The 11,552-nt window shown below is 63.1% G+C and carries 7 protein-coding genes; 6 read left to right on the top strand and 1 reads right to left on the bottom strand.

Translation table 11 applies throughout. The features are described from left to right. The first annotated feature begins 860 nt into the window (after window positions 1–860). The 3 genes from ACODSO_RS28570 to ACODSO_RS28560 all read left to right on the top strand — a co-directional run bounded on the left by ACODSO_RS28570 (window position 861) and on the right by ACODSO_RS28560 (window position 7,562). Complete coding sequence (locus tag ACODSO_RS28570) at window positions 861–5,531, top strand: AAA domain-containing protein (RefSeq protein WP_489040001.1); 4,671 nt, start codon at window positions 861–863, stop codon at window positions 5,529–5,531. Window positions 5,532–5,622: 91 nt separating this feature from the next. Next, window positions 5,623–6,267: an NAD(P)-dependent oxidoreductase gene (locus ACODSO_RS28565; protein WP_489039999.1), complete on the top strand. Its 645-nt coding sequence runs from the start codon at window positions 5,623–5,625 to the stop codon at window positions 6,265–6,267. Between the two features lie 98 nt (window positions 6,268–6,365). Next, window positions 6,366–7,562, top strand: coding sequence for a metallophosphoesterase (locus ACODSO_RS28560; RefSeq protein ID WP_489039998.1), 1,197 nt, complete (start codon window positions 6,366–6,368; stop codon window positions 7,560–7,562). Here ACODSO_RS28560 and ACODSO_RS28555 read toward each other — a convergent pair. Then, window positions 7,559–8,434, bottom strand: a complete 876-nt coding sequence (locus ACODSO_RS28555) for an aldo/keto reductase (protein WP_489039997.1) — start codon at window positions 8,432–8,434, stop codon at window positions 7,559–7,561. The genes ACODSO_RS28560 and ACODSO_RS28555 overlap by 4 nt on opposite strands. Window positions 8,435–8,500: 66 nt before the next feature. Here ACODSO_RS28555 and ACODSO_RS28550 point away from each other — a divergent pair, with 66 nt between their 5' ends. The 3 genes from ACODSO_RS28550 to ACODSO_RS28540 all read left to right on the top strand — a co-directional run bounded on the left by ACODSO_RS28550 (window position 8,501) and on the right by ACODSO_RS28540 (window position 11,390). Beyond that, a complete protein-coding gene (locus ACODSO_RS28550; protein ID WP_489039996.1) occupies window positions 8,501–9,355 on the top strand; it encodes a Cof-type HAD-IIB family hydrolase in 855 nt (284 codons plus the stop codon). Between the two features lie 20 nt (window positions 9,356–9,375). Next, entirely contained in the window at window positions 9,376–9,921 is a 546-nt protein-coding gene (locus tag ACODSO_RS28545) for an LpqN/LpqT family lipoprotein (protein ID WP_489039995.1), read from the top strand. A 101-nt stretch (window positions 9,922–10,022) separates the two neighbouring features. Further along, window positions 10,023–11,390: an IS1096 element passenger TnpR family protein gene (locus ACODSO_RS28540; RefSeq protein WP_489039994.1), complete on the top strand. Its 1,368-nt coding sequence runs from the start codon at window positions 10,023–10,025 to the stop codon at window positions 11,388–11,390. Window positions 11,391–11,552 lie beyond the last annotated feature (162 nt).

The raw sequence follows: 11,552 nt of genomic DNA, 5'->3' as shown, positions 1-11,552 counted from the left end.
CTGATCAGGCGAACAGCCGCCTCACCCCTGTTGACTACTGCAATCCGCTTGAACAACGTGTCTCTCTTCGTCTCGGGTGTACTTCGGTCGGGCCCACGGCGGGCGTGCCTTTCGATGCCCGTCGGGGTTCTTATCAGATATCCGGCTGTCTGGAGGCCGAATTCGGTTTTCGTCGTTCGTCCGAGGGGAGTTGTTCGTTGTGTCCGCGTCCTGTTCGCTGCCGCTGCGACAGCGACCACGCCCGAATCTCCGATCTCGACTGCTCCCCGTCGCGCCCGTGTCGGTACCGGATGGGCTTGCCGGAATGTCGACTTATTCTAGCGGCACACAGGCGATTTGCTACATCAACGACACAGACGGCAAGTGTGACTGATATCGCCTTGTTCAAATATCAACCAAGGCAATCGATTTCAAGGCAATTTTGCGGGCGTGCTAGGAATTCTCATGGAACCCTTGACGACATACTGGCGAGTAGCGTTGTCGGAATTGACTTTTCGCGGCTAGCGTTAACTCTTGCTACTGGCGGGTACGTTACTGGTGGGTAGTGGGTCGAGCGCTCCTGTCGGGTTTGCATGATCGTTGAAACCCTCAGGTGTTGGGATCGAGCCCAGGTGCGGTCCGTTTCGGTCCGGACGGCCGCGATCGCGCCGGGTGTCGGGTATGTGATGCGAACCCGAAGGTCAGGTAGCGCATTGTGAAATCGCACGAGGGAACATTCCTGAAGTACGGACCCGATGACCAATGCAGATGTGACGACTACTCTGGCGCGTGATTGTAAGCATCCGCCCTGTTCGAGATGGCCGTTCGAGTAGTTCAGAGGTTCAACAGTGTCGACTTCATCGCTTCCCGGTCGTGACCACGTGAATGGCCCCGGCCTGCTGAACGTCGAGGGCCGAGTACTTCGACTACTGCAATTCTTGCGGGAGATTGTCACGGCGCGCACCGAACCGGTACTCGACTACGACGACCACCTGCGGATTCAGTGGATCGACGACGAAGCGGGTGCTGCACGGCTCGATCGGAACGCGGGATCGGGTGGCGTCGTATTTCGCGCCGGACGTGTGGATGCCGTGGATCCTCCCGAGCTGCCGAAACTGCTGGTCGGACTCGTCGACCCGGCCATGGTGTCCGACAGCAGGTACCGAACCCTCGAGTTGGTCGAGTCCGTGCAGCCGGGCGCCGACGAGGACGCCGATGCCGATTTCGACGTGCGGAAGGCGTACGAGGTTCGCCAGGAGTTCGCCGCATATCTGGCCAAGTGGCGTAGGTGGGCCGAGGCGGACCGAAAGCTCAGGCCGCAGGCATCGTTGTACGAATCGCTGCAGTTGATGATGCAGGAACTCACGTCGAGGCCCGAGTCCGTCGAAGTCGTCGTCGCATCGGGTCTACTCGGGCTCGTGGGAACCGAGTCCACGAGTGCAGTGCGCACTCATCTCGTGACGCAGAGTGCCACTGTCGAACGTGACGTGCGAACCGGGGATCTGCTGGTCAGGTACGCCGCACATGCGCAGCCACGGCTCGAGGACACCCGTCTGCTCGCCGGGAACGATGCCTTCGACGCATCCGGCTCGGTCGCGCTGCAGCGATCGCTGGCCGACCGGGTGCCGTCCTCGCTGGCACCGGCGGTGTCGGAGTTTCTCGTCGAATGGGCTCGGACGGCGCTGGATGTGCAGGTCGACACCCCGGACGCTCTCGATCGACCGATGTCGTTCGGGGATTCGATGCATCCCACGCTCACGTTGGCCCCTGCGCTGGTCCTGCGCAAGCGAGGCTCGTACGCGTTGCTGGACTACTACGAACAGATGATCGCCGATCTGGGTGCAGACGGTGCCTCCATTCCTCTGGGGCTTGCACAGCTCGTAGAACCCATCGAGCCCGAGGATCGGCTCGCCTGGCTCGAACGTACGGGGGCGGCGGACTCGGGGGAGCTCGCCGAAGATCCGATGTTCCCTCTTCCTGCCAATGCCGAGCAGTCTCAGATCGTTCACCGACTCGGTCGCGACAGCGGCGTGGTCGTCGAAGGTCCGCCGGGGACAGGGAAGACGCATACGATCGCGAACCTTGTGTCATCGTTGCTCGCACGCGGCCAACGTGTCCTCGTCACTAGTGAGAAGTCACAAGCACTACGTGTGCTCCGGGACAAGCTTCCGCCCGAACTGCAAGAGTTGTGCGTCTCGATCACCGACTTGTCTCGCGGCGGCTCCGAGGAGCTCAGTCGCAGCGTCGCCCGAATCGCCGACCGCAAAGCCGCCTACAACGACATCGATGACGCCGAGAAGATCGAATCGCTCGAGGTTCGGCGTGCCGAAGCAGTCGCCAAGCGGACGGGCTTGCTCGACGCCGTGGCAGAACTGCGCAACTCGGAAACTGTTGTGCACCCGTATGTTTCCGACGGATTTGGCGGCACGGCCGCTTCCGTAGTTCGTAAGGTCACCTCGTTGGAGGAAGCTCACGAGTGGCTCCCGGGCCCACTGTTCGCAGAGCGACCGCCATTGAGCGGTACGGAGGTCGATCGACTCAGGCGTCTCATCGCCACGTCGCCGCCGGGCAGGGCTGCGCGTACCCGTCAGTCGCTGCCCGCACTGGATACGATGCTGCCGAACTCGGCCGAGCTGCGATCGCTCTGTCACCGGGCGAGCGCCGCTGCGGACACGGCGTCCGAGCAGTCCTCCCAGCTCGTCGAGTTCCTTGGGGGAGTCGACCCCGCAGCAGCCTTCGACATCCGGCGCCTCTGTGAGGAGCTCGATGCGCGTGTGCGCGAAGTGATGGAGCTCGACGCGGTCTATTGGCAGTTGACCGATTCGGTGCTCTCCGGTGAGGCGGCCCACCTGTGGTCGAGGGTGAGCGGGATCGTCTCTACCGTCGAGGTGGCCGCGCAGTCGGATCGCTTCGTCGGCGCGCACGACGTCGAGTGTTCGGTGACCTCGAATGCAGCATTGCAGGCTTTGGAATCTTTTGCGCTAGCGCTGGAGTCAGGCCAGGAGTGGAAGGGACGATTCCGCAAGAGCGATCAACAGAAGGCCGTCGAACAGCTCGACATCGTCGCCGTCGTGGACGGTGTGCCGGCCGTGTCTGCGTCCGCCGTGCGTCTGGCGACCGAGCATGTTCGTGCCCTCGACATCGTGCACACGGCAGCCGTTCTGCTGAGTGATCTGCGGATCACGGTATCGACGGAGGGGTCACGTTCGCGTCAGGTCAACGACCTCCAGCTCGTCACCAGCAAGTTGGTCCGGGTGGAGGGTGCGCTCGCGGCCCGTGACGCCCTGGTCCAGCGTCTCTACGCGGTCTCCCCTTCGGCTCCGTGGATTCGAAACCTCGACGACGCAACCAAATTCGCCGGCGCGGCCGGTGCGATCGCAACACGAATCGATGCCGACGTCGCGCGCGGCGAGCTGGATTCGATCCTGTATTCCGTTGCCGTGCATGTGGACAGCGGGCCATCGCCGGAGGGGAATGCGCTTGTCGCGGCACTGAGTTCGGCCGACGCCGACGCGGTTGCAGACGCATGCGACAACTACCTCCTCGCGTGCGAGGAGCAGAAAGATCAGATCGATCAGGACGAGCTCTCCGCGAGGCTCGTCGAGGCTGCGCCCGCGCTCCACGAACTGGTCGTCGATACCGCCGCCGATCCTGAATGGGACGAGCTGAGCTGGCAGATGTCCAAGGCGTGGGCCTGGCGACGTGCCCGCGAATGGGTCAGCGAGCAACACCAGGCCGGACTCGAGCACCGCCTCGACGCCGAATTGAATGCCGCCGAAGCGGATCTGGCATATCTGACGGCGACACTCGGTGCCGCCATGGCGTGGCGTGATTGTCTCGAGCGAATGACGGCGGTGGAAGTCCGTGCGCTGCAAACGTATCGAGAGCACATCTCCGCTATCGGCGCCGGCGCGGGCAAGTATGCCGAAACATTCCGCAGCGCAGCACGTTCGGCGATGCGAGACGCACAGAGCGCAGTACCTGCATGGGTGATGCCGCTTGCGCAGGTACTTGCGTCGGTGCCTCCTGTCGCGGACAGCTTCGATGTCGTCATCGTCGACGAGGCGAGCCAGGCCGACATCAGCAGCCTTTTCCTTCTGTATTTGGCGCCCCGGGTCATCGTCGTCGGCGACGACCGGCAGTGCGCGCCCGCCGACGTTCCGCAGACGGGAACGCTCGAAGATGTGTTCAACAGGCTCGACGTCTACCTCCCAGACCTTCCCGAGCATGTTCGCGCGACGTTGACTCCACGCTCGAGCCTGTTCTCCATGTTGCGAACGAGATTCGGCCAGGTGGTCCGACTGCGAGAACACTTCCGGTCGATGCCCGAGATCATCAACTGGTCGAGCCAGCAGTTCTACGGAGACTCGCCGTTGGTTCCGGTGCGGCAGTTCGGCGCGGATCGTCTTCCGCCACTGCGTCACACATTCGTTCCCGACGCCACGGTCGTCGGGAAGGGCGCCTCGCTGGTCAATCGCGTCGAGGCACTGGCGATCGTCGGACAGATCGTCAAGTGCCTTGCCGACCCCCAGTACGACGGCAAGACGTTCGGCGTCGTCGTACTGCAGGGGACGTCGCAGGTCGACGAGATCAGAAACGAACTGATCAAACGAATCGGTATCGACCAATGGGAGGACCGCCGGCTGAGGGTTGGAACGCCACCGGATTTCCAGGGCGACGAGCGGAGCGTTGTTCTGCTGTCGATGGTGGTATCGCCAAGCCAGCCTTTCGTCGCTCTCACCGCGAATCAGTTCAAGCGGCGCTTCAACGTTGCCGCATCTCGTGCACAGGACCAACTGTGGCTGTTCCATTCGGTGACGGTGGACCGTCTCAAGCGCGCGGACCTGCGTAACTCACTACTCAGCTACATGACGTCCGTATCGCCCGCACCCGCTGCACCCATGCCGATCGGCGTAGACCCCGAGATCAGGCGCGAGGAGTTCGCGACGCTGTTCGAGCAGCAGATCTTCTGCGACCTGCGCAATCGTGGCTACCATGTCAATCCCGGCGTGGAGGTCAACAACCGTCGCATCGATCTGGTCGTGACCGGACAAGCCTCCAGGCTGGCCGTTGAATGCGACGGTGACACACCCCAGGCAAGCCCCGAACGCACGATTGCCAATCTTCGACGCGAGCAGGAGCTGAAGCGGTGTGGGTGGACGTTCTGGCGGGTGCGTGAGTCCGAGTACTACCTGGACCGCGAAGCGGCCATGAGCAGCTTGTGGTCGACGTTGGCCGCCGCGGGTATCGAGCCTGATTCGGTGCGCCTCGAACTCGGTCCTGTTCAGCCGATCGAATGGACACCGGTCGAACTGGATCCGGGGCACGACGACATCGTCACCGAGGTTGCGTTGCCGAGCGCGGTGCCCGGCGACTTCACCGACGCCGTACCTACGAACGGCTCCCGGAACGGCCGGCTGCACACCGAGCAGGACGAGGATGTGCCGTCGGAGGACGCGACCGAGGTCTGGACGATGCCTTCCGACGTACGGGACAGCTCGGTCGTCTCGATCGAGTTGCCGGTGAACGGTTTTCACAACAGGAGGATCTGAACCTCAGGTTCCCTGAAGGACGGTGTAGGCGCCTCGGCACCGAGGTGCGCTAGCGTGGCAGAGACCTGTCCCGACGCCGAAGGAGATCTCCATGTCGCGAATCGCCATTTTCGGAGGCCACGGACAAGTTGCGCTACGTCTGGCGCCGCTGCTCATCGAGCAAGGCCACCAAGTCGGTTCGATCGTGCGCAATCCCGACCATGTCGACGACATCGCAAATATCGGCGCCACGCCGCTGGTCGCGGACATCGAGCACCTCGATGTAGAGAAGATCGCGGCGCTACTCGACGGTTTCGACGCCGTCGTCTGGTCCGCCGGTGCAGGCGGCGGTAGCCCCGATCGGACGTACGCCGTCGATCGAGATGCCGCAATTCGTTCGATGGATGCTGCTGGCAGAGTAGGGATTTCCCGCTATGTGATGGTGTCGTACTTCGGGGCAGGCCCCGACCACGGTGTAGACGACAGCAGTTCGTTCCACGCGTACGCGGAAGCGAAAGCTGCCGCCGACGAATACCTGAAGAGCACGTCCCTGCCGTGGACCATTCTCGGGCCGAGCGCGCTGACCCTGGATCGGGGCACCGGGTCCATCACAACTCGTGAGAACGGTGCGACGGGGACATCGGTGACGCGTGACGACGTCGCGGCCGTGGCGGCGGCATGCGTCGACAATCCGTCCACGATCGGCCGGTTCATCGAGTTCGACAACGGGGACACCCCGATCGGCGACGCACTGTAGCAGGCGGAATGGCGCGTCCGGTGCACAGGTTGGCTGTCCGCGTATCTTGGTAGAGCCGCCGTTTCGGCGACCGCAGTCACACCAGTGGGGGTTTGCTCATGGCACGAACACGTACCACCGAGGTCGACGACGTAGCCTCGGCTCCGCGTCGACTCAGGCGCCGGATACTCGTGACATCGACGGTTGTGCTCGTCGTCGTTCTCCTGTTCGGGGTACCGCTGTGGACGGTGTTCTTCGCGGGCTCCCAGTGGCCCACAGCACTACGGATTGCGGGCTGCGTTCTGGTCGGCGGAGCCGCTGTCGCGTTGCCTGCTGCGATGGCAGCCGGGCATGCACGTGGTAGCGATCGTGCCGCGCGAATCGGGGACACTCTGCTGGGAGCTGTGTGGGTCCTGTTCGTCTGGAGCGCACTCGGCGCGCTACTCGGGTTGATTCTGGGACTCGTCGGATTCGACGACCCGCTTCGCTCACGAACCATCGCGGCGGCTGTGGTGATCGTCGTTGCTGGACTTCTGGTGTGGGGTCACTACGAGGCAATGAGGGTGCCGCGTGTCCTGGAGAAGGAGGTTCACATTCCTCGGCTCGGCACGGGATTGGACGGTCTTCGCGTAGTGCTGATCACCGACACTCATTACGGACCGATCGACCGTGCTGTGTGGTCGGCGAAGGTCGTCGAGAAGGTCAACGAGCTCGATGCTGATATCGCTTGTCACATCGGCGATCTCGCCGACGGTTCGGTCGCGAGGAGACGTCACCAGGTGGAACCGCTCCGGGATGTCCGAGCGAGGCACGCGAAGGTTTACGTCACTGGGAACCACGAGTACTTCGGCGAGGCTCAGGCATGGCTCGAGCATATGGAGTCGATCGGGTGGACTGCGTTGCACAACAAGCACATCGAGGTGCGTCGTGGTACCGACGAGTTGGTGATCGCCGGCGTCGACGACCGCACGGCCGCGGGGTCGAGCACCGAAGGGCACGGTGCGGATCTCGACCGCGCGCTGAACGGAGCCGATCCGGAGCTTCCGGTGTTCTTGCTTGCACACCAACCGAAACAGGTCGACGAGGCCGTTCGACGAGGTGTCGATCTACAGGTGTCGGGCCACACTCACGGCGGGCAGATCTGGCCTTTCGAATACCTGGTGCGTCTGGATCAGCCGACGGTGCACGGACTGAGCACGCACGGTGATCGCACTCAGCTGTACACCTCACGGGGGACTGGCTACTGGGGGCCGCCCTTTCGCGTGTTCGCGCCAAGCGAGATCACCGTGCTGACACTGCGCTCGACTGCAGGCTAGTCCGGTGCGCCGATGTTCAACTCGTCCGGATGTCCGCCGACGCGAACTCCGTCGTCGAGCGTCGCGATCTCGCTCAGATCCTCGGCGGTCAGCTCGAAGTCGAATACGTCGATGTTCTGCGCAATCCGCTCGTCGTGGACCGACTTCGGAATCACGATCAGGCCGTTTTGCAGATGCCACCGAATCAGCACCTGTGCTGCAGACTTGCCGTGACGATCGGCGATCGCGGTGATCACGTCGTCGGACAGCAGCGTGTTGGGCTTGGACGCTTTCCCCCAGCCTGAATTGCTGGTCCCGCCGAGGGGACTCCACGATTCGACGGCGATGTCGTGCTGTGCAGCGACATCTCTGATTGCCTGCTGAGTCAGATGAGGATGCAACTCGACTTGATCCACCGCTGGTAGCAGTCCTCCGCGGTCGACCAGCAGTTTCAGGTGCCGTGGCTCGAAATTGCAGACGCCGACAGCTTTGGCCCTGCCGGACTCGGCGATCTTCTCGAGGGCATCCCATGTCTTCAGCAAACGCTCGTCGTTCTGGAGCGGCCAGTGGATCAGGTACAGGTCGACGTAGTCGACACCGAGCTTGCCGAGGCTGACGTCGAACGCCTTCAGCGCAGGCTCGTAACCCTGATCGGCGTTCCAGAGTTTGGTAGTGACGAAGACGTCCTCGCGCGCAACAGACGACGTACTGATACCACGGCCGACCGCCTCCTCGTTGCCGTAGGCGGCGGCGGTGTCGATGTGGCGATATCCCGCCTCATCCAGCGCGTACCTCACAGCATGTTCGGTTTCACTGTCTGCTGCTTGCCATACACCCAGCCCGAGCTGGGGGATCGTGGTTCCGGAATTGAGGGTCAGGTTGGGAGTGCTCACACGTCCCAGGCTAGCCACGACACCGCATCACCGAAGGAAGACCCGACGCTGGCATCATCGTCAGGTGTGACCATCGACCTAGTAGCCACCGATCTCGATGGCACGTTGTTGCGCTCGGACCGAACCATCTCCTCGCGAACGGCCGACGCGATGGCAGCTGCGCGGGAAGTGGGCATCGACATCGTGTGGGCATCGGCTCGCGCACGGCATTCCATTCATGATCTGGCCGAGTCGTGTGGATTCACGGGCAGGGCGATCGGCGCGAACGGTGCAGTGGTTCTCGACCTCGCGGACGGCACACCGGTCATTGCGGGGACTACAGCGATCGGCGCAGATGCGGTGACGACGGCGATGCTCCGGGTTCGTGAGCTGGTGCCGGGGGTCGTGTTCGCCACCGTCGGGCCGACGCGTTTTGTCGCCGAGCACGGTTACGCCGCACTGTGTGTGTTCTCCGATCACCACCGAAATCCCCTCGAGATGGACACCTCGAGTACTGTGCTGGCCGCCGAACCCACGGTCAAGATCGTCGCGCGTCACCCCGATCTGTCCAGCGTCGAGCTCTATCGGACGGTAGCGGCCGCGCAGGTCGGTGGCGTCGAGCTGACTCATTCGGGTGCGCCGTACATCGAGATGTCGGCCGCTGGGGTGTCGAAGGCGAGCGCACTGTCGCGCATGTGCCAGGAGTTGGGCGTCGAACAGCAGTCCGTGGCCGCCGTCGGCGACGCGCTGAACGACGTTCCTATGCTCGAATGGGCGGGGACGGCTCTCACCACGGCCAACGCGTTACCCGAAATCAAGTCGATCGCACATCGAGTACTGGCATCGAACGACGACGACGGCGTAGCCGCATACCTGGAGGGACTCGTGCAGGCACGTCTGATGGCGGATGCCGACACTCTGGGATCAGCTCGGGATCGATGAACAGCTCAGGAGACAACAGCATGGCCGATACAGAGGCGCAGCACAGCGGCGGAACGACAGTCGCCCAATTCTTGTCCGTGAACGGCATCGAGGTGCAGGCACTCGGTCATGATGACGCGGCACAGCTCGGCATCGTCGCCGCCGTCCCTGCAGGTTGGCAGACGTTGCCCGAAGGCCGGTTTCCAGGAGCTACCTCGGTCCTGGTCGAACCGGGATTGGTGGAGAATGGGTTTGCGCCCAACGCAGTACTTCTCGTCGGCAGGTTGTCTGCGCCAGTCGATACGAAGAGTCTGCTGGACTGCAGTTTCACCGATGCGCGCGTCATGCCGGGTTGGAACGAAGGCGTCAGCAATGCGGAGAATCTCGGAGGGTGGCCCGCTCGCTTCATCCGGGGGTCGTTCATGGCCGAGCAGTTGGAACTTGCAGTCACCACGCGGTATGCGGTGGTGGGATCTCCGGATCAGTACCTGGTGCAGTTGACGGTGACCTTCCTCGCGCACCATGCCGACAGGCTGGAATTCGACGTGGCAGCAATCAACGACGGTCTTATCCAGCCTGTTCGGTGACGTCTGGACGTCGAAGCGATCAGTCGTGAAACGCGACGGGAGGTTACTGTCCGAGCGTTCGACAACGGCACGACGTCGCGTTCTTTCACTACAGTCGGGGAATGCGGAATGGCACCGGACGAGCGCGGCACCTGACTTTGGTGCCGGACCTCCCGACCGAACCGAGCCGACCTCGTCCTCGCCGGTACGACGCGGCGGAGGAGGCGTCAACCAGTGGGTATTCGGACATAGTGCAGCTGACGATGGACGTGCACCTGGCGATCGAGGGCCCGACGGTTTGGCGGCGCATCAGAGTGCGGTCCGACCTTCTGTTGCCTGAGCTTCACACCATTCTGCAGGCTGCGATCGGGTGGGACGGGCAGGACCAGTACACGATGACGCATGGCGAAGGATCGGCTGCGCACACATACTGCGCGCCGAAAGTTCTTGCGGCAGGTGAGGCGGGCCAGCTGGGCGACCACGTCAGGGTCGATTCGCTCCTGTCCTCACCCGGTGACACGCTGCACTACCGCTATCAGGATTGGGTTCACACGGTGTGTGTTCATTCAGTCGACACCGATATCGATGACCTGCGGCCGACGTGCCTGGACGGAGCCGAGGAGTGCCCAATCGGCGACGGTGTCGATGGACCGATTGCATACCCGCACAAGCAAAGTGACACCCGATCGACACCGGTCGCCGACGCGAATCTTCGACTTCGGTGCGCGTCGACGTCGCGTTCCACCGAGGTAGAGAGCGCGGCGGCGTCACCTGTGATTGCGCGATTTCTCCGGCGAGTTCTCGGTACGCCGGTCCCGCGTTTGATCGAGCTCTTGCCCAGATGCGAATTGACCATCGAGAGCTCCGTCGACCTTCCTGTCGCGCGAACTGCGATGGCCAAGGTGTCGTGGTTTCTGCAGATCGTCGGTGACCGGGGCGTGCGGTTGACCGATGACGGGCACCTACCCCCATCCGTCGTGGAGCCTCTGCGTGACCAGTTGGACTGGGGCATCGGTTGGGTCGGTACCAGCGTGCGTGAGGCGGACCACCATCAAGCAACGGATCTCAGGGAAGCCGCCCGAAACATGGGCCTGGTTCGAGTGCTGAAAGGAACGATGGTGCGCACCAAGGCCGGCTCGCTTCTCGCGGATGACCCTCGCGCACTGTGGCACCACTGCGCTGCTCGACTACCTCTCGGTCGACAGGACGACGAGCAGGACTCGGGAACTCTCTATCTGGTGGCGCTCGCGGCATCGGCCTCCGCGGCACAGCGGGACGAGATGGTTGTGGAATCGATGCAAGCCCTGGGATGGGGTGGCGGTGGCGATGATGCGTTCGAGGCCGAGAAAGCAGCGCACCCCACGGTTGCGTTCTTGGATCTCATCGGAGCTCACGGTCCGCTCTTCTATCTTGGAGACGGAGGTTCCGACTCGCCTGGTTGGGCACGGAGGTTCGCTCGCGATGCACTCCGCACACATAAGCCGCTCTGACCAGGCGATTTGGAGATGAGCGACTCGTCGCGTAACTTTTGTCGAGTCAGAGCGACGGACACGGACCTGGTCTTCACGGACTGGGAGTTGTTCGGAGCGTGTGACTAGGTTTGTCCCCCAAGAGTCGGGCCTTGTGTCCGAGACCAAGCTGGGATAGGCTGG

The organism is Rhodococcus sp. FG69 (genome assembly GCF_057808915.1).
The sequence above is the reverse complement of the archived record's forward strand: the minus strand, read 5'-3'. Positions and strand labels throughout refer to the sequence as shown.